The sequence below is a fragment of the Croceibacter sp. genome, from assembly GCF_002716225.1.
Classification (GTDB): domain Bacteria; phylum Bacteroidota; class Bacteroidia; order Flavobacteriales; family Flavobacteriaceae; genus Croceibacter; species Croceibacter atlanticus.
The window spans coordinates 25,690-48,852 of the sequence record NZ_PAZX01000015.1; the positions used below are offsets into that span (position 1 = coordinate 25,690).

25 protein-coding genes are annotated in these 23,163 nt (G+C 32.3%); 17 read left to right on the forward strand and 8 right to left on the reverse strand.

The window, feature by feature from the left end; translation table 11 throughout:
- The first annotated feature begins 82 nt into the window (after positions 1 to 82).
- The 3 genes from CL818_RS12560 (at position 83) to murA (ending at position 2,531) form a co-directional block, all read left to right on the forward strand.
- Complete coding sequence (locus CL818_RS12560) at positions 83 to 370, forward strand: DUF493 family protein (RefSeq protein WP_013187664.1); 288 nt, start codon at positions 83 to 85, stop codon at positions 368 to 370.
- 106 nt (positions 371 to 476) lie between these two features.
- Positions 477 to 1,130 carry a DUF4290 domain-containing protein gene (locus CL818_RS12565; protein ID WP_013187663.1) on the forward strand — a complete coding sequence of 218 codons (654 nt, stop codon included), beginning with the start codon at positions 477 to 479 and terminating at the stop codon, positions 1,128 to 1,130.
- 87 nt (positions 1,131 to 1,217) lie between these two features.
- Positions 1,218 to 2,531, forward strand: coding sequence for a UDP-N-acetylglucosamine 1-carboxyvinyltransferase (murA, locus tag CL818_RS12570; protein ID WP_013187662.1), 1,314 nt, complete (start codon positions 1,218 to 1,220; stop codon positions 2,529 to 2,531).
- Positions 2,532 to 2,598: 67 nt separating this feature from the next.
- Here the strand turns inward: murA and CL818_RS12575 are convergent, their stop codons facing one another.
- The gene (locus CL818_RS12575) at positions 2,599 to 4,053 is read right to left on the reverse strand and encodes a nucleotidyl transferase family protein (RefSeq protein WP_041240983.1); all 1,455 of its coding nucleotides are present in this window, start codon (positions 4,051 to 4,053) and stop codon (positions 2,599 to 2,601) included.
- Positions 4,054 to 4,151: 98 nt separating this feature from the next.
- On the opposite strand from CL818_RS12575, the gene CL818_RS12580 reads away from it, so the two are divergent.
- Positions 4,152 to 4,913 (forward strand): MBL fold metallo-hydrolase, encoded by a 762-nt coding sequence (locus tag CL818_RS12580; protein WP_272974178.1) that lies wholly within the window; start codon positions 4,152 to 4,154, stop codon positions 4,911 to 4,913.
- Positions 4,913 to 5,413 carry a hypothetical protein gene (locus CL818_RS12585; protein ID WP_013187658.1) on the forward strand — a complete coding sequence of 167 codons (501 nt, stop codon included), beginning with the start codon at positions 4,913 to 4,915 and terminating at the stop codon, positions 5,411 to 5,413. The genes CL818_RS12580 and CL818_RS12585 overlap by 1 nt, the downstream gene beginning before the upstream one ends.
- Positions 5,414 to 5,416: 3 nt before the next feature.
- Here CL818_RS12585 and CL818_RS12590 read toward each other — a convergent pair whose 3' ends face one another.
- Positions 5,417 to 5,878: a DUF4442 domain-containing protein gene (locus CL818_RS12590; protein ID WP_219359507.1), complete on the reverse strand. Its 462-nt coding sequence runs from the start codon at positions 5,876 to 5,878 to the stop codon at positions 5,417 to 5,419.
- 207 nt (positions 5,879 to 6,085) lie between these two features.
- Between CL818_RS12590 and CL818_RS12595 the strand changes: the two genes are divergently transcribed.
- From CL818_RS12595 to CL818_RS12615, 5 genes are all read left to right on the forward strand, one after another.
- Positions 6,086 to 6,430, forward strand: a complete 345-nt coding sequence (locus tag CL818_RS12595; protein WP_013187656.1) for a PadR family transcriptional regulator — start codon at positions 6,086 to 6,088, stop codon at positions 6,428 to 6,430.
- On the forward strand, positions 6,423 to 8,171 hold the full coding sequence (locus CL818_RS12600; RefSeq protein WP_272974179.1) for a PspC domain-containing protein: 1,749 nt from the start codon (positions 6,423 to 6,425) through the stop codon (positions 8,169 to 8,171). The genes CL818_RS12595 and CL818_RS12600 overlap by 8 nt, the downstream gene beginning before the upstream one ends.
- An 83-nt stretch (positions 8,172 to 8,254) precedes the next feature.
- Positions 8,255 to 8,977, forward strand: coding sequence for a head GIN domain-containing protein (locus CL818_RS12605; RefSeq protein WP_272974180.1), 723 nt, complete (start codon positions 8,255 to 8,257; stop codon positions 8,975 to 8,977).
- Between the two features lie 83 nt (positions 8,978 to 9,060).
- Positions 9,061 to 9,888, forward strand: a complete 828-nt coding sequence (locus CL818_RS12610; protein ID WP_013187653.1) for a GIN domain-containing protein — start codon at positions 9,061 to 9,063, stop codon at positions 9,886 to 9,888.
- A gap of 72 nt (positions 9,889 to 9,960) precedes the next feature.
- Positions 9,961 to 10,407, forward strand: a complete 447-nt coding sequence (locus tag CL818_RS12615; protein ID WP_272974181.1) for a hypothetical protein — start codon at positions 9,961 to 9,963, stop codon at positions 10,405 to 10,407.
- Between the two features lie 2 nt (positions 10,408 to 10,409).
- On the opposite strand, the gene CL818_RS12620 is transcribed toward CL818_RS12615, so the two are convergent.
- Complete coding sequence (locus tag CL818_RS12620; RefSeq protein WP_272974182.1) at positions 10,410 to 11,051, reverse strand: protein-L-isoaspartate(D-aspartate) O-methyltransferase; 642 nt, start codon at positions 11,049 to 11,051, stop codon at positions 10,410 to 10,412.
- Between the two features lie 78 nt (positions 11,052 to 11,129).
- Between CL818_RS12620 and CL818_RS12625 the strand changes: the two genes are divergently transcribed.
- From CL818_RS12625 to miaA, 7 genes are read left to right on the forward strand one after another with little or no spacing between them, the layout of a single operon-like run.
- Positions 11,130 to 12,089 (forward strand): Gfo/Idh/MocA family protein, encoded by a 960-nt coding sequence (locus CL818_RS12625; protein WP_272974369.1) that lies wholly within the window; start codon positions 11,130 to 11,132, stop codon positions 12,087 to 12,089.
- Positions 12,090 to 12,137: 48 nt separating this feature from the next.
- A complete protein-coding gene (locus CL818_RS12630) occupies positions 12,138 to 13,025 on the forward strand; it encodes a 3-hydroxybutyryl-CoA dehydrogenase (protein WP_272974183.1) in 888 nt (295 codons plus the stop codon).
- Between the two features lie 24 nt (positions 13,026 to 13,049).
- Positions 13,050 to 14,285, forward strand: a complete 1,236-nt coding sequence (locus tag CL818_RS12635) for a DUF1015 domain-containing protein (RefSeq protein ID WP_272974184.1) — start codon at positions 13,050 to 13,052, stop codon at positions 14,283 to 14,285.
- A gap of 57 nt (positions 14,286 to 14,342) precedes the next feature.
- A complete protein-coding gene (locus tag CL818_RS12640) occupies positions 14,343 to 15,002 on the forward strand; it encodes a YggS family pyridoxal phosphate-dependent enzyme (RefSeq protein WP_272974185.1) in 660 nt (219 codons plus the stop codon).
- 15 nt (positions 15,003 to 15,017) lie between these two features.
- On the forward strand, positions 15,018 to 16,391 hold the full coding sequence (locus tag CL818_RS12645) for an exonuclease domain-containing protein (RefSeq protein ID WP_272974186.1): 1,374 nt from the start codon (positions 15,018 to 15,020) through the stop codon (positions 16,389 to 16,391).
- A 48-nt stretch (positions 16,392 to 16,439) separates the two neighbouring features.
- Entirely contained in the window at positions 16,440 to 17,306 is an 867-nt protein-coding gene (locus CL818_RS12650; RefSeq protein ID WP_013187645.1) for an ion transporter, read from the forward strand.
- A 2-nt stretch (positions 17,307 to 17,308) separates the two neighbouring features.
- Complete coding sequence (gene miaA, locus CL818_RS12655; RefSeq protein WP_272974187.1) at positions 17,309 to 18,220, forward strand: tRNA (adenosine(37)-N6)-dimethylallyltransferase MiaA; 912 nt, start codon at positions 17,309 to 17,311, stop codon at positions 18,218 to 18,220.
- Positions 18,221 to 18,266: 46 nt separating this feature from the next.
- Here miaA and CL818_RS12660 read toward each other — a convergent pair whose 3' ends face one another.
- From CL818_RS12660 to CL818_RS12680, 5 genes are read right to left on the reverse strand one after another with little or no spacing between them, the layout of a single operon-like run.
- On the reverse strand, positions 18,267 to 18,977 hold the full coding sequence (locus CL818_RS12660) for a response regulator transcription factor (RefSeq protein ID WP_013187643.1): 711 nt from the start codon (positions 18,975 to 18,977) through the stop codon (positions 18,267 to 18,269).
- A 3-nt stretch (positions 18,978 to 18,980) separates the two neighbouring features.
- Positions 18,981 to 20,552, reverse strand: a complete 1,572-nt coding sequence (locus tag CL818_RS12665) for a sensor histidine kinase (protein ID WP_041240982.1) — start codon at positions 20,550 to 20,552, stop codon at positions 18,981 to 18,983.
- Between the two features lie 51 nt (positions 20,553 to 20,603).
- A complete protein-coding gene (gene coaE / locus CL818_RS12670; RefSeq protein ID WP_272974188.1) occupies positions 20,604 to 21,197 on the reverse strand; it encodes a dephospho-CoA kinase in 594 nt (197 codons plus the stop codon).
- Positions 21,194 to 22,153, reverse strand: coding sequence for a YbbR-like domain-containing protein (locus CL818_RS12675; protein WP_272974189.1), 960 nt, complete (start codon positions 22,151 to 22,153; stop codon positions 21,194 to 21,196). Before CL818_RS12675 ends, coaE begins: the two co-directional genes overlap by 4 nt.
- Positions 22,150 to 23,151 carry a glycosyltransferase family 2 protein gene (locus CL818_RS12680; protein ID WP_272974190.1) on the reverse strand — a complete coding sequence of 334 codons (1,002 nt, stop codon included), beginning with the start codon at positions 23,149 to 23,151 and terminating at the stop codon, positions 22,150 to 22,152. Before CL818_RS12680 ends, CL818_RS12675 begins: the two co-directional genes overlap by 4 nt.
- Positions 23,152 to 23,163 lie beyond the last annotated feature (12 nt).

Genomic DNA, 23,163 nt, shown 5'->3' on the forward strand with positions numbered 1-23,163 from the left:
ATATACTAAACTCAAACTAATTTCAATTTAACAGATTACAAAAATGGTATGATTATGGTATTTTTGTAAATAAACTAATACTATGACAGATAAAAGTGACGCATTTTATAAAAAATTAAAAAGTCAATTAGCAGATACTGCTTTATGGCCTACAGAATACTTATATAAATTTATAATTCCTGCAGATGAGGATAAAGTAAAAGAAATACATACTATCTTTAATGATATGGGCGCTGTAATTAACACGAAAGCGTCTAGTAAAGGGACATATTCTAGCGTATCTGTTAATGTGAAAATGAAAAACCCAGATGCTGTAATTGCTAAATATAAAGAGGTAGGCGAAAAAATTGAAGGTGTTATTAGCTTATAAGGTTAAATTTATCTTTAAAACATTTTAACTTGCATATAATTTAGTATTTTGCAGTCGTGCTAGATACTTCGGCACCTATTGAGATACCTAATATAAACAACTCATTTTGACAAACGATTTAGAATATAACTCTGAAAGGAGTAAACTCATTATTCCTGAATATGGCAGACATATTCAAAAAATGGTAGAACACGCAGTAACTATTGAAGATGATGCAGAACGAAATAAAGTAGTTAAATCTATTATTTCGGTAATGGGAAATCTTAATCCCCATTTAAGAGATGTGCCAGATTTTCAGCATATGCTTTGGGATCAGTTATTTATAATTAGTGACTTTAAACTTAATGTAGAGTCACCTTTTCCTATACCAACTCGTGAGGAATTATACGAACGCCCAGAAGGTTTAGAGTACCCTCAAAACTTTCCTAAGTATAGGTTTTATGGTAATAACATAAAACGAATGATTGATGTGGCTGTAAAATGGGAAAAGGGTGATAAAAGAGATGGCTTGGTTTATACTATTGCCAACCACATGAAAAAATGTTTTCTCAACTGGAATAAAGATACCGTTGATGATGATGTGATTTTTGATCACCTTTTTGAATTGAGTAATGGTGAAATTAATATGAAAGTTAAAGATGAAGACTTGTCTGAAGCTTCAGATTTAGTAAAACATACTAATAGCCATAACTCAAACAGAAAAACTTATAAAAAGAAATCTTACAGCAATAATAGAAATAAAGGACGCAAAAGACGTTAAACCTTAATCATTACATAACAGTTTCAAGTTTGTAATAGCTTACCTTGAGATCTGTTTAAATTTCAATTTAAAATCTTACCAGACCTTATGGGAACCTTTAAAATAGAAGGTGGTCATCAATTAAAAGGTGACATACAGCCTCAAGGCGCAAAAAATGAAGCATTACAAATTCTTTGCGCAGTTTTACTAACTTCAGAAAAAATCATAATTAATAATATACCAGATATTAGAGATGTAAATAAACTCATCACTATTCTGGAGCATTTAGGTGTAAAGGTTGAAAAACTTTCTAAAGGCAGTTATAGTTTTCAAAGTGACGATCTGGATTTAGAGTATCTAGAAGGTGAACTTTTTAAACAAGAAGGCAGTGGCTTAAGAGGTTCTATAATGATAGTTGGTCCTTTACTAGCTCGCTTTGGAAAAGGTTACATTCCTAGACCTGGAGGTGATAAAATTGGAAGAAGACGTTTAGATACGCATTTTGAAGGCTTTATTAAGCTTGGTGCAAACTTTAGATATAATAAAGAAGAACGCTTTTATGGCGTAGATGCTCCTAACGGTCTTACAGGTACCTATATGTTATTAGATGAAGCTTCTGTAACTGGTACTGCAAATATTGTAATGGCTGCAGTTTTAGCAAAAGGAGAAACTACTATATACAATGCAGCTTGTGAGCCTTACTTACAACAACTTTGTAAAATGTTAGTATCTATGGGTGCTAATATTGAAGGCATAGGATCTAACTTACTTAAAATTACAGGTGTTGAAACTTTAGGAGGCTGTACTCACAATGTCCTACCAGATATGATTGAAATAGGATCTTGGATAGGTCTTGCTGCAATGACCAAAAGTGAGGTTACTATAAAGAATGTAAGTTGGGACGATTTAGGATTAATTCCTAATACGTTTAGAAAACTAGGAATTACTGTTGAAAAACAAGGCGACGATATACATATTCCTGCTCACACCAATGGTTATGAAGTACAGAGTTTTATAGATGGTTCTATAATGAACATTAGTGATGCGCCTTGGCCAGGTTTTACACCAGATTTATTAAGCATTATGTTAGTAGTTGCTACACAAGCAAAAGGTAGTGTCCTCATACATCAGAAAATGTTTGAGAGTCGCTTGTTTTTTGTAGATAAACTAATAGATATGGGCGCAAAGATTATACTCTGCGATCCACACAGAGCAACTATTATTGGACATAACTTTGAGTCGCAACTAAAAGCAACTACAATGACAAGTCCAGATATTCGTGCAGGTATTTCATTACTTATTGCTGCATTGTCTGCCAAAGGAACGTCTACTATCCATAATATAGAACAGATAGATCGAGGTTATGAAAATATAGATGAACGCTTAAAAGCTATTGGCGCAAAAATTACAAGAATTGAGTAATCTTTAAGATGCAAATAAAAAGCCCGAAGTTAAAACTTCGGGCTTTTTTTATATCTCATTTATAAAACTAAACATTTTCTGCTGCAGTGTTCTCACAGTGAAACAGTTTCTGTTCCTTTATTAACTTTACCGTGTTAGCAGGTAACATATCTTCCCAATCACTTTCTCCATTCAAAATTTTTTGTAAAACTTCTCTAGAATAGATATTTAAAATTTCAGGGTTGTAATCTTCAACATCAACAACTTTACCATTGTATTTAAAGAACTTGTAAAGCTCTTTCATTCTTGGATGCACTTTCAAGTTTTCACTATTAGTAATTTCACCTGTCTCTGGATCCATTAATGGATATAGGTAAACTTTTAAATCTTTAAAGAATAATTTACCAAAGGCTTCTAATATACCACCACTTAAATGACGGTAGTATTTCTCATCAAAGACATCAATTAAATTATTTACACCCATTGCAAGGCCCATACGTTCTTTAGTAAACCTTGAGAAGTATTCTACAACTCTATAGTATTCCTGGAAATTAGAAATCATAACCGTTTGCCCTAAAGAACATAACAGCTTAGCACGATCCATAAAATCTTCTTCGTCTATCTCTCCTTCTGCTCTAAGATTAGAAAGCGTAATTTCGAAAATACAAACAGAGCGCTCTGGATCTACTTTATTTTCATCTAAGAATAGCTTGTATGATTTTTCATACATATCCATATTAACTTTAGTAACTGGCCTAAAGCTACCTCTTAAAGCTAATACATTTTTCTTATATAAAATACGTGCTGGCAAGACATTATTCCCATCTGGAGCAAACATGACAGCTTCTGTCATTCCGTTTTTCACAAGTTGTAGACTCATTAAACGGTTATCTACAGTGTCGTCAAACTTTGGTCCAGAAAAGTTAATGGTATCTATCTCTATCTGATCTTTATCTATATGATCGTATAAATATCTAAGTAGTTTTTTAGGAGAATCATATTTATAATAAGCTCCATAAATAAGGTTTGTTCCTAATATACCAAGTGTATTTTGCTGTAAACGTGCATCGTTTTCATGAAACCTTACGTGAAGTATAATTTCATTGTAATCTTCAGTAGGATCTACTTGATATCTAATACCTACCCAACCGTGACCTTTATATTTTTTAGCAAAATCTATTGTAGCAACAGTATTAGCATAAGTAAAGAACAACTTATTAGGATGTTTTTCTCTATCTAATCTGTTCTCCATTAAATCACACTCATGCTTAAGCATTTTTTGTAGGCGAGCTTCTGTAACATATCGCCTATCTTCTTCTATACCATAAATTGCATCACTAAAATCTTTATCGTACGCACTCATTGCTTTTGCAATGGTACCAGAAGCACCACCAGCTCTAAAGAAATTACGTACAGTTTCTTGTCCTGCACCTATTTCTGCAAAAGTCCCGTAAATATTTTGATTAAGGTTTATTCTTAATGCTTTGCTCTTTATGGAAGGAACATTTTCAAATTCCTTGTCGCCCATTATAGTTATTGGCATAACGTGTTTTTAAGTATTCTTTTTCAGTACACATCAAAGGTAGCAAATGCAATGCCAAAAGAAAAAATAATAATTACTTTTGTAAACAAAGAATTAGATTGAAAATTACCTATCTCGGCACTGGCACGTCTCAAGGAATTCCTATCATTGGAAGTACACATCCTGTTTGCTTAAGTGAGAACATTAAAGATAAACGTTTACGTGTTTCTGTTTTAATAGAAATTAACGGAAAAAATATTGTGATAGATTGTGGTCCGGACTTTAGGCAACAAATGCTTACTAACCCTATACCACGTTTAGATGCTATTGTATTTACACATGAACACAGTGACCATACTGCTGGCTTAGACGATATAAGACCTTTTTTCTTTAAACAAGGTGCTATTAACTTATATGGTAATGAGCGTGTGTTTAACTCTCTAAAGCAACGATTCGCCTATATCTTTGAAACAGAAAACAAATATCCTGGAGCACCAGATGTTGTATTAAACCCAATTAAAAATAAACCTTTTATAGTTAACGGTATTTCTATTATACCAATTAGAGTGTTACATAATACATTACCGGTTTTTGGGTACCGAATTGAGAATTTTGCATATATAACAGATGTAAAAACAGTACCAGATGAGGAGTTACACAAACTTAAAAATTTAGAAGTACTAACAATTAGTGCATTAAGAATAGAGCCTCACGCCTCTCATTTTAATTTAGAAGAAGCCCTTTATTTTGTTGAAAAAGTGAAACCTAAAAAAGCATATTTTACTCACATTAGTCATCTTTTAGGATTTCACGATGAAGTAGAATCCCAATTACCAGATCATATACATTTAGCCTACGATAATTTAAAAATTACCCTATAATGAGAAGTCGCATATTTTTATACCTATTTATTTTTGCAGTACTATATATCATATTTCAATATGCCAATGCAAAAGGGGTTTATGAAAATCAAGAATCACAGATTGAAAATCTAAAATTAAATGTTGAAAGATATAAGTCTGAAAATGACTCATTAATTAATGTTGCACTAGAGTCTCAAAAATTCACACTAAGCAGTAATGCATATGCTAGCGAATATTTTTCTGAAAGAGGTGTAACACCAGAAGAAATAGAAGTTTTAATTGAAGATGCTATTATTGGAAGAAATAAAGCAGATGCAGATAATGACCTGGTACCTTATGAAGGTATGGAAGGTTTTATGAGAATAAACAGTATTAAGGTAATTAACAATAAATGGATTTTAGCCAACTTTACAGATGGCACCTATTGGGGAGACCTTTTATTAGATTATTATATTAGTGAAGAAGGAGAACTAACCCTAACCACTAAAGACCAAGTTCTCTACCCTAAATACGACTAAGACTTACCGCTTAGATTTTAATTTCACTGTCCACTCAAAGTGAAATTCTGAAACAATTATACCGTCTTCATTTTTACCAACACTTTTCATCCATTGTGTTTGGCCTTCTCCTGTTGCAATAGTTTTGTCTATAGCTTCAGCAATTGCTTGACCATCTAAACACTCAAAGTAAATACGTCCTGTAGCTTTTTTAGTAAAAGTAGCTTTGTTGTTTGCTACTAGCATAGAAACTGGTTTTCCTTTTGCTCTTATACTATTCATAACCAATGCACCTGTAGATAATTCAGAGGCCATTGCCTGAACAGCAAAATACATAGACTTAAATGGGTTTTGGTTAAACCATCTATGTTTTACACTAACGCTTGCTCTATTAGCATCAATTTCTTTCAACCTTACTCCACACCACCATGCAGAAGGTAATTTAAAAAACAGGAAGGTATTGATTTTACTAGGACTAAGACTCATAATTAGTTTTTTATAGCTTCAAAAATACAACAAATAATCTGCTATAATAAGATTATATAAATGTTAAATTTTAAAATTATATGGTACTTTGTATTGCATAATACCTTTTTTTAACCATATATTTGTATAAGAAAATAATAGGTATACTATTTTTTCTCATTCATCAATCAAAAAATCGAACAGTAATGACATTCAAAAACTCAGTGTATGAAGATTGAAAACACCAAAGCGCAAATGCGCAAAGGCGTCTTAGAGTATTGCATTCTCTCTATTCTTAGAGATGAAGATGCATATGTGGCAGAAATTCTGGACACGTTAAAAGACGCAAAGCTACTGGTAGTAGAAGGAACAATTTACCCTTTGCTAACCAGATTGAAAAATGCAGGCTTGTTAAGCTACCGTTGGGAAGAAAGCACAAGCGGACCGCCACGTAAGTACTATGGCCTTACAGAAACCGGAAAACTATTTTTAAAAGAGCTCTCCTCTACTTGGGATGACCTACACAATGCAGTAACTAAAGTAACGACCAAAAAAACTAAACAAGATGAATAAGACCGTAAACATAAATCTCGCTGGATTCTTTTTCCACCTAGACGAAGAGGCTTACAATAAGCTTCAACGTTACTTGGAGGCTATAAAAAGATCTTTTACAGATGCTCAAGGTCGTGATGAAATTATACACGACATAGAAGCTCGAATCTCTGAGTTATTTTCAGAAAAAATTGAAACAGACAATCAAGTCATCACTTTAAAAGAGGTAGATGAAGTAATTGCAGTAATGGGTCAACCTGAAGACTATCAATTAGATGATGAAATTTTCGAGGATGATTATTCGTCTAAAAAACAACCTAACTACAAGCAACTGTATAGAGATCCAGACCATAAGTATATTGGTGGTGTGTCTTCCGGATTAGGACATTATTTAGGTATAGATGCATTATGGATGCGTTTATTATGGGTGTTACTTACCATTTTTTCTAGTGGTGCTTTCATATTAATTTATATTGTCTTCTGGATTTTTGTGCCAGAAGCACACACAACTGCAGAAAAACTTGCCATGAGAGGTGAAGCAGTGAATATAAGTAATATCGAAAAAAAGGTACGAGAAGGCTTTGATACCGTTGCCAGCAAAGTTAAAGATGTAAATTATGACCAATATAGTAATAAAGCAAAATCAGGTGTTTCTGCAATTGTTGAAGCTATTGGAAAAATCATCATGTTTTGCCTTAAAGTCTTCGTGAAAATTATTGGCGTATTCTTATTACTAATTGGAGGTGTTACTCTTATTGCTCTATTTATAGGACTCTTTAGTGTTGGAACATTTGGTATAATAGATGCTCCTTGGACAGATTATGTCGAAATGGCAAACGTAGGCGCTCCTATTTGGGTGGTTTCTATCTTAATATTTTTTGCAGTAGGAATTCCTTTTTTCTTTGTCTTTTACCTTGGATTAAAAATTCTGGTCAAGAAATTAAAATCTATTGGTACAACAGCAAAATTTGTATTACTTGGGTTATGGTTAGTATGTTTATCGGTTTTAGTTGCATTGGGAATAAGACAAGCAACGCAACGCGCTTTTGATGCCGATGTAGTAAAAACTGAAATCTTACCTATCACACCTAATGATACACTTTCGGTAAGAATGAAAAATAATCCACTTTACAATCAAGGCTATTATAAGCACGGAGATTTTAAAATAAAGTATGATAGTAATGGTAATAAAATACTTTATACTCAAGATGTTGCTTTAATAGTGAGATCTACACAAGATAGTGTTGCAAGTATACAAGTACTTAAAAACTCCGAAGGTTCAGACTATAATGATGCAAAACGATTTGCTTCAAACATTGAGTACAACTATACTTTTACTAACAATACGTTAGCGTTAGATTCTTACTTAACTGCAAATCCGTTAGATAAATTTCACGATCAAGAAGTAGAAGTTACCTTGTTTCTTCCTGTTGGCACAACAATTTACGTAGATAAAAATGCATCTAGCTACCATAGAAACAATTGGAATAGCAATGACATCCTCGAACATGATATGGAAGAACATTATTTAACCATTGCGAAAGACAAGATTATTTGTGAAACCTGTCCTATTGATGAAGATGATGACGATTGGGATAGTGATGATGACGAAATTAATGCTAGGTTAAACATAAATAACCAAGAAGTTGAAGTAAAAATCAATAAAAATGGTGTTGAAGTTAATAAAGAGAAAGTAAACTCCATTAAAATTGATGAGAATGGTATAGAGATAAATAAGGTTTCTAACGATTCACTCAACTAAATCAACAACTGGGTGAAATTATATTGCTAAACAACTTAATTTCATCCAATTTTATCATTCATAATCAAAAAAAACTAATCAAAATGACCACTCTAACCAAAGTAATTATAGGCGTAGTTCTTAGTATTATATTAAGTTCTTGCAGCTTCATTTCAGGAGTTAATGGTAATGGTAATGTTACTAAAGAAACTATAACTCTTCAATCTAACTTTAATAAGATAGATGCAGGGCACGGCTTAAATGTTATCCTAACTAAAGGTAACTCTCAAAATGTTGTTGTCGAGGCAGATGAAAATCTACAAGAAATCATTACAATTTATGTAGAAGAAAATACCCTAATCATTAAAACTGATGCAAATATTGGCAGCTCAGAGCGTAAGCACGTATTTGTAACTTATACAGATTTAGAAGAGATTCACGTAAATTCTGGAGCGCAATTAGAGAATGATGGCCAATTAAATGCAGAGTCTTTGGAGGTTAGCACAACAAGTGGCGGCAATGTAACACTTTCACTTAATACAAAGAATTTAGAAGCTAAAGCCACCAGTGGTGGTATCCTAAAACTACAAGGTAATACCAATACATTTAATGTTAAAGCTACAACAGGTGCAAATCTAAATGCAGATAACCTTATAGCTAAAAACGTAGAAGCTAAAGCTACAACAGGTGCCAATATAAAGGTAAATGCAAATAAAAAAATTAGCGCAGACGTCTCAACTGGCGGCAATATAAAATACAGTGGTAATCCAGAAGACACTAACATCTCTGATGATAGTACTACTGGTGGAAATATTTCAAAAGGATAAAACTCTTAATTTGTTTAGTTAAATGATGATTAGCCTCCAATATGGAGGCTTTTCTATTATATTTGTGTTATAATAAATTGAATATGAAAACCAAATTTTTAGCAACAACACTCTTATTTGTATTAACTTTTACAACAATACAAGCACAAGAAAAAATTAAAGGCAGTAGAAATGTAACTGTTGAACAAACTGAAATAGAACCGTTTACCGCAATGGAAATAGGTGAAGAGTTTGAAGTCGTTATTGTTAAAGGACCAACTGCAATGATTGAGATCGAAGCAGATGACAACCTACACGAAGTTATAGATATAGATGTTATAGGAAACGTTCTTTACTTACAGACTATAAAAGAAATACGAAGAAGCAAACGGTTGCGTGTAAGAGTAACCTTTACAGATGCTTTAAATGAAATCAGAGTAAAAGAAAAGGCAGAAGTTAGTGGTTTAACAGATTTACTCTTTAACACCGTAACCATTAAGACATCTGGAAGTTCAAGATTTTATGGTACCATTAAGGCAGAAACGTTTACGCTTATTAATAATGACAACGCAAAAGCAGAGCTTAATGTAACTGCAGAAAATACAGTGTTTCAACTTAACCAAAAAAGTGATGTTGAAGCCTTAGTAAATTCGCCTGAATTTAAAGCAGACTTATTAGAAGATGCAGAAGCTAAAATTGAAGGTGATGTGAAAGAGTTTACATTAAGAGCAGATAATTCAACTTCGTTTACTGGAGAAAAATTAACTTCTCAAACCTGTACGGTAATTATTGAAGGCAGAGCAAAAGCTTCTGTAAAAGCAGATAACGCTATAAATATAACTGCTAAAGGCCGTTCTGAGCTTACTATATATGACAGTCCAGACTTTAATATCGTAGAGTTTGCAGACCAAGCCAGTCTGTTTAAAAAATAAACAGATAAAAATTTAGGAAATTCTTAAGTCATAAAAAGTATCCTTTTGGGTATCTTAAAATAAAAACGACTTATGAAATCTATCAAAACACTTTTATTAGCCTCTTTTTGTACTATTGCAATGTCTTGCAGCAGTGATGATGACGGCACAACCGCTAATCCTAATGATGGCCCAAATGCAGATATCGAAACAAATATTGAAGGCACCTACACTATAACAAGATTAGATGTAGATAATGTTGCCAGTGAGCAGGATTTTCAAGGCTTCACTTTTCAATTTACAGCTAATGGTACTGTTATTGGCGAAAATGATTTATTTGCGGAAACTGGTAGCTGGAATTATTCAACAACATCAACTAATGATACATTAAATGAATTTTTGTTTTTAGACTTTAACCAACAAGATCCATTTACAGATTTAGAACACAATTGGGTATTAACAGAACGAATAGATAATGAAATTTCATTATCAGACACAACAAGTACAAACGTAGATAGGTTAACGTTTACTATACAATAAGCTTAATTTTTATCCTCCAATAGAGGAACAAACCTAAACTCGCCAAAAGTGGTTTTCTTAAACTCCTTTTGGCTTTTTCGTTCTAACAATGTCATTATCTGAACATCATCTCCTACAGGAATAACTAACCTACCTCCTACTTTTAACTGTTGCATTAAAGGTTTTGGTATAAACGGTGCACCAGCAGTAACTATAATCTTATCAAAGGGTGCATAATCTGGCAGTCCTAAATAACCATCTCCAAATGTGGCATATTTTGGCCTATACCCTAATTTAGGAAGAAAGCGTTCTGTTTTCTTAAACAATTCTCTTTGGCGTTCAACAGTGTAAACTTTGGCACCTAAGTAACAAAGCACCGCAGTTTGATAACCACTGCCTGTACCTATTTCTAAAACTGTATCACCTCTTTTAATTTGTAAAAGTTCTGTTTGAAACGCTACTGTATAGGGTTGAGATATGGTTTGGTCTGCAGCAATAGGAAAAGCTTTGTCTTGATAGGCGTGATCTTCAAAACTACTATCCATAAATAAATGTCTTGGTATACTACCTATGGCCTTTAAAACCTTCTGGTCTTCAATACCTTTCTCTTGTACAATCTTTACGAGCTGTTGGCGTTTGCCTTGTTGTCTATGGGAATCTTTCACGAGGATAAAATTGATAATTCTTCTTAAACTTTCCAAACAGATTGAGAAATCTTATTTTTGTTGAAAATCATAACACTTATGCTAAAAGCAGGAGTTCTTGGCGCAGGACATTTAGGAAAAATACACTTGCGTCTTTTACAAGAATCTAACCGATATGACCTTGTCGGTTTTTACGATTCAAATAAAGATTACGGAAAAGAAATAGCAGCGCAATTTGGCTATAGGCAGTTTGACACAATTGAAGAATTGTTGGAAAATGTAGATATGGTAGATGTTGTAACACCTACAACATTTCATTTCGAAAATGCCAAACAAGTTATTAAGGCTGGTAAACACCTTTTTGTAGAAAAGCCTATAACAAGTACAGTTGAGGAAGCTCAAGAATTACTTCAGTTAGCTAAAGACTATAATGTAAAAGGACAGGTAGGACACGTAGAGCGTTTTAATCCTGCATTTAAATCTGTTAAAGATGAAATCTCCAATACTATGTTTATTGAAGCACATAGATTGGCAGAGTTTAATCCTAGAGGAACAGATGTTCCTGTAGTATTAGATCTTATGATTCATGATATAGATGCAATCTTAAGTGTTGTAAAATCAAAAGTTAAACACGTAAGCGCAAGTGGTGTTTCTGTTATTAGTGACACGCCAGATATTGCAAATGCTCGTATAGAGTTTGAAAACGGTTGCGTTGCCAATCTTACAGCTAGTAGAATTTCTTTGAAAAACATGCGTAAAGCAAGATTTTTCCAAAAAGATGCATACATCTCTGTCGATTTTCTAACTAAGAAATGTGAGGTTGTAAAAATGAAAGATGCTCCAGAAAAACCAGGAGATTTTGATATGATTTTGCAGAATGCCGAAGGTGTTAAAAAACAAATCTATTTTGACAATCCAGAAGTTACTGAAAATAATGCCATTTTAGATGAGTTAGAGACATTTGCAGACGCAATTGAAAATAACACGATGCCAATTGTAACTTTAGAACAAGGTGCAGAAGCTCTACGTGTGGCAAAACTAATTATAAACGAATTTTAATTAACCCTTTAACCTTCATAGGTTAACTGAAACTTATAAATAACTTACATGAAAAATATAGCAGTAATAGGTGCAGGAACAATGGGCAACGGTATAGCACATACTTTTGCGCAATTTGGTTACAAAGTACAACTTATAGATATTTCTGAGGCATCTTTAAAACGTGGTATGGATACCATTACAAAGAACTTAGACCGTATGGTTGCCAAGGAAAAAATTACTGAAGAAGACAAACAAAACACATTAGATAATCTTTATACTACAACAAGTATAGCTAAAGGTGTTGAGTATGCAGGTTTAGTTGTAGAGGCTGCTACAGAAAATGTAGATTTAAAATTAAATATTTTTAGAGAGTTAGATGAAGTTTGTCCAGACGATACCATCTTGGCAACAAATACTTCTTCTATTTCTATTACACAAATTGGCGCTGTAACGTCTAGACCAGATCAAGTAATCGGGATGCACTTTATGAATCCTGTACCAGTAATGAAATTGGTCGAAATTATTAGAGGTTACAATACTAGTGATGACGTTACAAATACTATTATGGAGCTTTCTAAAAAGCTAAATAAGATACCCGTCGAGGTAAATGATTATCCTGGATTTGTAGCTAACCGTATCTTAATGCCTATGATAAATGAATCTATCGAAACACTATACAACGGTGTCGCTGGTGTTTATGAAATAGATACAGTTATGAAATTAGGAATGGCACATCCAATGGGACCATTACAATTAGCAGATTTTATTGGTTTAGATGTTTGTCTTTCTATTTTAGAGGTAATGTATGAAGGCTTTAAAAATCCTAAATATGCTCCTTGCCCACTATTAGTAAATATGGTTCGTGCAGGTAAGTTAGGTGTAAAGTCTGGTGAAGGCTTTTACGATTATTCAGAAAACAGAAAAGCAGAAGTTGTTAGCAAACAGTTTGCTTAAATTCATTAACCATACAGACTAATTGTGGCAGTAATACGTCCTTTTAATGCTGTACGACCAACACGTGATAAGGTAAGCCTAATCGCTTCTAGATCGTACCAAAGTTACACGCCAGCAGAGCGTGAGGCAAGACTAGACCACAATCCGTATTCGTTTTTACATATAGTAAATCCTGGTTATAAGTACCAAAAGGTTATTAATGGTGAAGAACGTTTTGAGCTTGTAAGAAATAGATATCAAGAATTTAAAGAAGATGGCATATTTATAAAAGATAAGGTGCCATCTTTATATATCTATAAAATTATTGATAGAGACTTTCAAGAGTTTACGGGAATTATTGGTGCTTCCAGCGCAGAAGATTACCAAAACAATATTATAAAGAAGCACGAAGATACTATAGAGTATCGCGAAACCTTGTTTAAGGATTACCTTAAAACTGTAGGGTTTAACGCAGAACCTGTATTACTTACCTACGAGGAAAATGAGACCATATCTTCTATAATGAAAAAGGTTATGGCTTCTCGAGCTGAGTATGAGTTTACTACCACATATAGAGACACCCATTACCTATGGCCTATTACTGGCACTCAGGAAATAAATACTATTGTAAAAGAGTTTGAGCAAATGCCGGAGCTTTATATAGCAGATGGCCACCATAGGTCTGCTTCTTCAGTTTTACTAAATCAAGATATGTCTTCGAGTAAAGATTCTAACATAAAAGAATCTTACAAGTATTTTATGAGTTACTATATTTCTGAGAAGAATCTAAAAATTCATCAATTTAATAGGTTGGTAAAAGATTTAAATGGCCTTAGTAAAGAAGAGTTTCTAATTAAACTCGATATGGTTTTCAGAATAGAAAATAGAGGTACACAACAATACAGGCCTTCTAAAAAACATCATTTTAGTATGTATTTAGATGGGCATTTTTATTCTTTATATCTAAGAAAACGCTATCGTAATTTCAGTAATCCATTAGAAGCCTTAGACACTCAAATTTTATACGATATATTACTTAATCCAATATTAGGAATTGAGGATGTTAGAAACGATAAGCGCTTATCATACATTCACGGTAAAAATGATTTGGTAGATGTAAAGTACGCTGTAGATGCTAAAGAATTTGAAGTAGGGTTTGGTATGTTACCAATTACTATGGAAGAGTTAAAAAGTATTGCAGATAACAACCTAACAATGCCACCCAAAAGTACTTATATAGAGCCTAAATTAAGAAGTGGTATCTGTATATATGAGTTTTAATAAAGTACTTAATAAATATTAGACATTCCCATTACATAGCTGTATTTTTGCAGTGTTATGAATATATCAGAACAAATAAAATACTATAAAAGTCAACTTCCTGAAGACGTTGTATTAGTTGCTGTATCTAAAACTAAACCAGAAGAAGATCTCTTAGAAGCTTATAATGCTGGGCAACGTGTGTTTGGTGAAAACAAGATACAGGAAATGACAGAGAAATGGGAAAACTTACCTAAAGATATAGAGTGGCATATGATTGGTCATGTACAAAGCAATAAAGTTAAGTATATGGCAGAATATGTAAACTTAGTTCACGGTATAGATAGGCTTAAATTAATTAAGGAACTTAATAAGCAAGCACAAAAACATGACCGAACAATAAACTGTCTTTTGCAAATAAAGATTGCTGAAGAAGACACAAAGTTTGGAATGGATATTAATGACGCTGAAGCTATCCTGAATAAAAACTTTAAAAAAACGTACCCTAATGTAAATGTGGTTGGCTTTATGGGTATGGCTACATTTACTAATGATGAAAAGCAAGTACAAAGAGAATTTAAATCACTTAAGTCTCATTTTGACAGACTATCAAAAGATCATAACTCATTAAACATATTATCAATGGGAATGAGTGGAGACTATAAGTTAGCCATAACAGAAGGAAGTACAATGGTTAGGATTGGAAGTGCTATTTTTGGAGAACGAAATTACAATTAGAAGAGATAAAATAGATTGTACGCAATATTAGACATAGAAACTACTGGCGGAAAGTATAACGAAGAAGGCATAACAGAAATAGCCATCTATAAGTTTGACGGTCATGAAGTAGTAGATCAAGTTATAAGCTTGGTAAATCCAGAGCGTCCTATACAACCCTTTGTAGTAGGTCTAACCGGTATTAACAACGATATGTTACGCAATGCTCCTAAGTTTTATGAGATAGCAAAACGTATTTTAGAAATTACTCAAGATTGTATACTAGTAGCACACAATGCTAAGTTTGATTATAGAATCTTACGTACTGAATTTAGAAGGCTAGGATATGAATACGAACGTGAATCGCTTTGTAGTGTAGAGCTCTCTAAAAAATTATTACCAGGTCATGCCTCTTACAGCTTAGGAAAACTTACCAAAGCATTAGGAATACCTATTTCATCAAGACATAGAGCAGATGGTGATGCTATTGCTACTGTAAAACTTTTTAAACTCTTATTACAGAAAGATGTAGATAAAGAGATAATTAAAGCCAATATTAAAACAAAACCTAAATCTTCCTTAGATACTAAACTCATTAGGATTGTAGAAGAGTTACCATCTTCTACAGGTGTGTATTATATGCACGATGATGATGGCGAGATTATATACGTAGGTAAAAGTAAAAATATTAGAAAGCGGTTAAACCAACACTTTACAGGTGAATCTGTAAAGAGCCGTGAAATGCAAAATGAAGTTTACGCTGTAACTTATGAAGCTACTGGAAATGAGTTGGTAGCATTACTGAAAGAAAATCAAGAAATTAAAAAACTAAAACCTAAGTACAATAGAGCCTTAAAACGTTCAGTTTTTAATTATGGGTTATACCAAACCTATGATGATAATGGCTACTTAAAACTTTACTACTCTAAAAACCAGACTAAAAAGACTCCTATAACTACGTTTACCAATAAAAATCAAGCACGATCATTTATGGATCGTATAATTGAAGAATTTGGTTTATGTTTAAATTTAACAGGCATTTCTAACTCAGATAGCGCTTGTTTTAATTATTCAATTAAAAAATGTTTTGGTGCTTGTGTTTCAGAAGAATCTCCAGAGGTTTATAATAAACGAATACAAGCTATAATAGATAAGTATAGTTTTTCTAATCAAAATATGATCGTTGTAGATCGTGGTAGAGAAACTTCAGAAAAAAGTGCATTACTCATAGAAAATGGTATTTTTATGGGTGTTGGGTATTTTGATTTAAATCATCAAATTTCTCATCCAGATATAATAAGATCTATTATTACACCAATGGAAAATGATAGAGATGCACAGCATATCATACAATCTTATATGCGAAGAAATAAACGCCTTAAGATTGTAAAGCTTCAGGCAGATAACTAATTTAGGCTTTTAGTTATCTAATTTCAGAAAGAAATAGCCCAATGTACTATGAGTAAAGGACAAACTAGAGACAAAATTCATGAAATAATTTACGAGGCAGATACGCCTATGGGTAAGTTGTTTGATGTGGTTTTACTAATCTTAATCTTGATTAGTATCATTTTTGTTATGCTAGAAAGTGTGGCTGGTTTAGATAAATGGATCTATGAGTGGCTTTATTATGGCGAGTGGTTTATTACAATTTTCTTTACTATTGAGTACATTCTTAGAATAATATCAATAAGAAAGCCTTCAAAATACATCTTTAGCTTTTATGGTATTATAGACTTATTGTCTACTCTTCCACTTTACTTATCATTCATTTTAGCAGGTTCTACTTACTTGCTTACAGTACGTGCTTTAAGACTCTTAAGAGTTTTCAGAATACTAAAAATTGCCCGCTTTATTGGTGAATCTAACAAACTAGTAAAAGCCATAAAAGACAGTACACCTAAAATACTTGTATTTTTATTTAGCGTATTGGTTATGTGTATTATATCTGGGACGCTAATGTATTTAATTGAAGGTGAAGCTAGTGGCTTTAAAAGTATCCCAGTTAGTGTGTATTGGTGTATAGTTACACTTACTACTGTTGGCTTTGGAGATATAGCACCAGTTACGCCTTTAGGACAATTACTTGCGGCTATAATAATGATATTAGGTTACGGTATTATTGCTGTACCTACAGGAATTGTAAGCGCAGAATATGTAAATAAAGATAATCATTCTAATAAAGGAGATATTAAAATCACTAAAGAAGAACGTGATGCTTTAGTACATATTAATACACAGGTTTGCAGGCATTGTAATGCAACTAAACATCAGGACAATGCTAAATACTGCCATAAATGCGGTTTTATACTTAATGAGGAATAATTATGGCTAAGACTTTAATAGCAGTAGTTGGTCCTACAGCCATTGGAAAAACAGCCTTAAGTATTAAACTGGCTAATCACTACAACACTGAAATAGTTTCAGCAGATTCGAGACAATTTTATAAAGAGATGACAATTGGTACAGCTGTTCCCTCTAAGGAAGAGTTAAGCGCTGCTAAACATCATTTTATTCAAAATCTAAGTGTCACAGAAGATTATTCTGTGGGAGATTTTGAGCGTGATGGATTAGCATTGTTGGACAAGCTTTTTAAAGTTCAGGATATCGTTATTTTAGTTGGTGGTAGCGGTTTGTATGTAGATGCTATTGTTAAAGGGCTTAATCATTTTCCAGATGTTGATGAAAGCATAAGGCTTAAGTTAAATGATAATCTTAAAAATGAAGGCTTAGAGCCACTACAAAACCAATTAAAAACTTTAGACCCTAAGTACTTTGAAAAAGTAGATATTCACAACCCTCATAGAGTAATTAGAGCGTTAGAAATTTGTATTGGAACACAAAAAACTTATACTTCTTTTTTAGAACAAGATAAAGAAGAGCGTCCTTTTAATACTATTACAATTGGTTTAGAAGCAGATCGAACCAAGATTTACGAGCGCATTAATGATCGTGTTGATATAATGATGGCTGAAGGTTTGCTTAAAGAGGTTAAGTCTTTAGAACCTTACAAAAACTACAACGCCTTAAATACCGTTGGTTATAAAGAACTCTTTAACTATTTAGATGATGAGTGGTCACTAGAGTTTGCCATTTCTGAAATAAAGAAAAACACACGCCGATTTGCTAAAAGGCAACTCACTTGGTTTAAGAAAAATAGTGACACGCTTTGGTTTAATTACAAAACTGCTGAACAAACAATTATTAAAGTTATAGACAATAAAATGCAATCCCAATAACTTAATTACTGAGATTGCATAGTATATATAACTGGAAACCTAACGTTTATTCGTCTTCTTTAATAACAAGTCTAAATCCTTCTCCGTGTATGTTCAGGATTTCAACAGAATCATCTTTATCTAAGTACTTACGAAGTTTAGCAATATAAACGTCCATACTTCTAGATGTAAAATAGTTATCGTCTCTCCAGATTTTAGTTAGTGCTAGTTCCCTTGGCATTAAATCATTAGCATGTAATGCAAGAAGGCGTAACAATTCGTTTTCTTTAGGAGATAGTTTTTCAGGCTCTTGTTCCTTAAACGTAAGGAATCTTAATTTAGAGTTTAGGTGGAAATTACCAATGTTAAACTCAAATTGCTTACTGTCTGCAACTGTTTCTGTACTCTTACGTTGCATTATAGCTTGTATCTTCATTAAAAGAACCTCACTATCAAACGGCTTATTTAAGTAGTCATCTGCTCCAACCTTATAACCTTTAAGGACATCTTCTTTCATTGCCTTAGCAGTTAAAAAGATAATTGGCACTTCCTCGTTCTTTTCTCGTATTTCTTTTGCTAAAGTAAAGCCATCCTTGTAAGGCATCATTACATCTAGAATACAAAGATCGTAATCGTCTTTTTTAAATTTTTCAAAGCCTTCCATACCATTCTTGGCATGAGTTACTTCGTAATCATTCATAGATAGGTAATCTTTAAGTACGATTCCAAAATTTGGATCATCTTCTACCAGTAGGATTTTTTTGTTTTCAGTTTCCATTTGTTATTGATTAATTATTGGTAATTTAATTATAAAGGTACTTCCTTTCCCTCTTTCAGAGTTTACGGTAATTTCTCCATAATGCTCTTCTACTATTCTCTTAGAGTAAGCAAGACCCAATCCATGTCCTTTTACATCATGTACATCTCCTGTATGTGCTCTGTAAAATTTATCAAATATATTAAGTCTTGTTTTTTTATTCATACCAGAACCTTGGTCTCTTATTTTAATTAAAATATGGTTCTTAACATTTTCTGTGTAAATATCTATTTTTGGAGCTTCTGGTGAATATTTATTAGCATTGTCTAAAATATTTACAATAACATTTGTTAAGTGAGACTCGTTTGCTAATACATTTGTTTTTAATGCACCAAAGTGGCTTTTTAAATAACCATCTCTATTCTCCACAAGAAGTGTTACGTGATCCATAGACTTTTTAATGAGATCGTGAATATTCTTTGGTTCTTTCTTAATATCAAGTTCATTCTTCTCTAGCCTACTTATTTGCAAGATGTTTTCTACTTGACTGTTCATACGCTCATTTTCTTCGCGTATCATCCCTAAATACCTTTGTAGTATTTCTGGTTTAGATTGGGCCTTTGGGTTCTTCAGAAAGTCCAAAGCCAATTTTGTTGTAGCAATTGGCGTTTTAAACTCGTGCGTCATGTTATTAATAAAGTCTGTCTTAATTTCTGAGATTTGACGCTGTCTTATTAATTGAGTTAATGCACTGGTATACGCCACGATAATGATAAGCGTAAAAATGATTGATAATACAGAAAGTAACGTTATACTACTCAGTATCAAGCTATTCTTTTGCGGAAAGTTTACATATAAAGTATAACCACTTTTATTTAATTGCGTGTCAAAAAGCGAGATGCCATAGGTTGAAGATGACTTTAACTCAAAGTCTTCTGTACGAACTTTAGTTGCTAATGAATTACTATAAATACCATATTCAAAATCTGTATTTAAGTTTCTAATCTCAAGCTCTTCAGTTAGATAATCTCGAAGTACATTTTTTGGCACACGCCTATGTATAGGCAGTTTAGATCCATAAATTTGTACAGCACGCCTAATATAATCCTTTTCAAAGGGATCCATATTTATAAGCTCCTGAATACGCTTATCTGATATTTTCGGAGATTTCTGAGCGCTTTTCTCTTTTATAATACGTTCAGCTTGTTGTTTTACAAGCTTTTTAAATTTTAAACTATCAACATTGGAGTTTAAGAATGATGATGATATCTTATAATCTTCCTCTAATAAGCCATTGGAATAAATAAATGTCTCATTTGTAAAATCGTCTTGCTGAATTTTGAAGAATTCACCAAAAGAAACATCTTGGGCAGAACCTATACTATCTGCAACTTTCTTAAATGCGAAGTAATATATTTCTAACTCACGTAATTCTAATCTGTTAGAAACATCAAGAAGAATTTGATTGGCTTTTAATGAAAACTGTTGTTCATTAACCTCTACGGTATTTTTAATCCAATACCCTTGAACAAAAACAATCCCAATAAGTGAGACACTCATTAGGGTTACCAGTAAGTAGAAAAGCCTTTTATTCATTCACTCAAATGTACAATTTTAACATTCATAATTGTTAAATTTAACAAATTGTTAAGAATTGTGTTTCTTTATTAATTGACTATTAATTATAGATACTTGTGCTTTTGTGTGGTTTAAATTATCATTTTCAATTACAAAGTCGGCTAAAGGTATTTTCTTTTCATCAGACCATTGATTATTCATTCTTTTCTGTAATTCTTCCTTAGTTGTATTATCGCGTTTTATTAAACGGTCCAATTTCAAATTTTCATCTGCGGTTACTAAAATTGTATAATCAAATTCATTCTGCCTTCCCAGTTCAAATATAATAGCTGCTTCATATACTGTATAAACTTGGTCTTTATGTTTTTTAAGCCAACGGTTATAGGATTGGTGTACTTTAGGATGAACAATCGAATTTAATATAGAAAGTTTTTCCTTATTATTAAATACAATACTTGCTATAAATGGTCTATTTAAACCTGTTTCTGTATAGGCGTTATCACCAAACTCTTTAATTAGCTTACGCCTAATAATTTTAGAGGAATTCATTAAGCGTTTTGCTTCTATATCTGCAATAAAAATCGGGATGCTTAAATCTTCAAACATTTTTGCAACGGTAGATTTACCACTACCTATTCCTCCTGTTAAACCTACTGTTATCATTGCTTTATAATAAACTCTACCTTGGTATCTAATACTCTAGATTCTGTAGATAGTTGTGAAGTTTTGTACAATTTAGGGATAAAATAATCTGATTCAGATTTTAATTCTTTAAAGTCTTTAACTACTCTAAAATCTTCAGATGAAATTAAATTGAAATTCTCTAAGCTTGCTTGGTAAACCACATAAACCTCTTTAGGAAATATGCTTACAGACACGTTATTGGGAACATTAATTATTTCAATAGCGACTTTAACTCTGCCTTCTGTAAACTTGGCTACTTCAATCTCATAAGAAATTTTGGTTTCATAAAATGTAACATCTTTATATTTAGCTTGGTTCACAGTAACTTCTCCAGTAATACTATTGTTTACATTATCATACTTTACTTCTTCTGTATTGATAACCTCCAATGTATCTAATACAGATTTTGGACCACTTACTTTAATTGAATCTGGGTTTGTTTTAAAATCACTTACATTAGAAAATCCTACAGCGTATTTAATATTATGTGCAATATTTACAGGAAGTATTTTTACAGTTTTTTGACTAAAGGGAATATTTATTGATTCTTTTTTTAAAGAAATAACATCTTCTGATATTTTTAATTCCTTAGCAATAAACTCTTTATTATCGTTAATATCAAATATAAATTCGTTTGATGCAATTTCTAAGTTAGATAAATTTATATCTATATAAGGTTTAAAGAAAGTGTAACTTATTAATCTAAATCCTGTGGTTTCTATGGTAACTTTTAAGCTATTATCATTATTCTCCACTAATTTATCTTTAGGGATATTTGTGTACCTAATATCAAAATCTAAAGTTTGTTTATAGGGTTTTGCAAACTGTACAAGTATCCAAACAACAAAAGACATGCAGAGAAAAAACAAAAATGCCTTAAAGTTAGATTGCTTAAATTTTTTAAATATAGAAATAGGCTGCTCTTTTTTTCTCATTTAAAAAAGAGGTTTGGGAATTGTTGTTGTTCTTGTCTTTTCATAAGTCCAATATATAGTTTTGAAACTGCAAATCCTGTACCATAGCCATAAAACTGAATACACATTGCCAAAACCGAATAAAAGCCAATTTTAATACTTTTATTAATAATAGTAGAGTGAATAAATAGTACTAATGTATAACCAAAATAGCAGTATAACAAAAAGTAAAAATTAAAGAATACTCCTATTAAACCTAGTAAAAAGCCTAAACAAAACAGTAGAGGAAACCAAAATGTTAGTTTAGCACTTGTAGGATGCCATTTAGTTAGTATTGGTCTTACCTTACCAAATTTATTTACCTGAATATAAAATTTATGCCAATTTATACGTCTTTTATGAAAGACCTTTGCTTTTTCTAATAGTTGAGACTTAAACCCTAGTTTTAGTAATCGTAATGATAAATCTGGATCTTCACCAGGATGTATTTTACCGAAGCCATTAGACGCTAAAAAAGCTGTCTTAGATAATCCCATATTAAAGCTACGTGGCTCAAAATTTATAGTAGACGTTTTATTACCTCGTATTCCACCAGTGGTAATAAAAGAAGTCATCACATAATTTATAGCCTTTTGTATGTCTGTAAAAGAATCATGTGCTGCATCTGGTCCTCCAAAACAGTCTGTGTAATTAGCAGATAAGCCTCTATCTACTTCTAAAAGGTAGTCTTGAGGTAAAATTACATCTGAATCTAGTATTAAAAAGTAATTTCCTTTGGCTTTAGACATTCCAAAATTTCGAGAATCGCCTGGACCAGAATTTCCTTTAAAATAATAGGAAATATTTAAGCTATTTTTAAACTCATCTACTACAGATTTAGATGAAAGCGTAGAGCCATCTTCAACTATTACAATCTCAAATTCTGATGTAAAATTTAGCTTCTGCATGCTTTGCAGAAGTTCATCAATTTCTTGTGGTCTATTAAAAACCGGTATGATAAAAGAGTACGATAATTTCACTCTGTAAAGGTA

What these genes read in the sequence shown, in the direction of transcription:
- CL818_RS12665 (WP_041240982.1), bottom strand. Translation starts at nt 20,552, where the DNA reads ATGAATAAAAGGCTTTTCTACTTACTGGTAACCCTAATGAGTGTCTCA.
- CL818_RS12625 (WP_272974369.1), top strand. Translation starts at nt 11,130, where the DNA reads ATGCTAAAAGCAGGAGTTCTTGGCGCAGGACATTTAGGAAAAATACAC.
- CL818_RS12630 (WP_272974183.1), top strand. Translation starts at nt 12,138, where the DNA reads ATGAAAAATATAGCAGTAATAGGTGCAGGAACAATGGGCAACGGTATA.
- CL818_RS12615 (WP_272974181.1), top strand. Translation starts at nt 9,961, where the DNA reads ATGAAATCTATCAAAACACTTTTATTAGCCTCTTTTTGTACTATTGCA.
- CL818_RS12640 (WP_272974185.1), top strand. Translation starts at nt 14,343, where the DNA reads ATGAATATATCAGAACAAATAAAATACTATAAAAGTCAACTTCCTGAA.
- CL818_RS12675 (WP_272974189.1), bottom strand. Translation starts at nt 22,153, where the DNA reads ATGAGAAAAAAAGAGCAGCCTATTTCTATATTTAAAAAATTTAAGCAA.
- CL818_RS12560 (WP_013187664.1), top strand. Translation starts at nt 83, where the DNA reads ATGACAGATAAAAGTGACGCATTTTATAAAAAATTAAAAAGTCAATTA.
- CL818_RS12590 (WP_219359507.1), bottom strand. Translation starts at nt 5,878, where the DNA reads ATGAGTCTTAGTCCTAGTAAAATCAATACCTTCCTGTTTTTTAAATTA.
- CL818_RS12660 (WP_013187643.1), bottom strand. Translation starts at nt 18,977, where the DNA reads ATGGAAACTGAAAACAAAAAAATCCTACTGGTAGAAGATGATCCAAAT.
- CL818_RS12650 (WP_013187645.1), top strand. Translation starts at nt 16,440, where the DNA reads ATGAGTAAAGGACAAACTAGAGACAAAATTCATGAAATAATTTACGAG.
- CL818_RS12585 (WP_013187658.1), top strand. Translation starts at nt 4,913, where the DNA reads ATGAGAAGTCGCATATTTTTATACCTATTTATTTTTGCAGTACTATAT.
- CL818_RS12595 (WP_013187656.1), top strand. Translation starts at nt 6,086, where the DNA reads ATGAAGATTGAAAACACCAAAGCGCAAATGCGCAAAGGCGTCTTAGAG.
- CL818_RS12610 (WP_013187653.1), top strand. Translation starts at nt 9,061, where the DNA reads ATGAAAACCAAATTTTTAGCAACAACACTCTTATTTGTATTAACTTTT.
- CL818_RS12600 (WP_272974179.1), top strand. Translation starts at nt 6,423, where the DNA reads ATGAATAAGACCGTAAACATAAATCTCGCTGGATTCTTTTTCCACCTA.
- murA (WP_013187662.1), top strand. Translation starts at nt 1,218, where the DNA reads ATGGGAACCTTTAAAATAGAAGGTGGTCATCAATTAAAAGGTGACATA.
- coaE (WP_272974188.1), bottom strand. Translation starts at nt 21,197, where the DNA reads ATGATAACAGTAGGTTTAACAGGAGGAATAGGTAGTGGTAAATCTACC.
- CL818_RS12575 (WP_041240983.1), bottom strand. Translation starts at nt 4,053, where the DNA reads ATGCCAATAACTATAATGGGCGACAAGGAATTTGAAAATGTTCCTTCC.
- CL818_RS12605 (WP_272974180.1), top strand. Translation starts at nt 8,255, where the DNA reads ATGACCACTCTAACCAAAGTAATTATAGGCGTAGTTCTTAGTATTATA.
- miaA (WP_272974187.1), top strand. Translation starts at nt 17,309, where the DNA reads ATGGCTAAGACTTTAATAGCAGTAGTTGGTCCTACAGCCATTGGAAAA.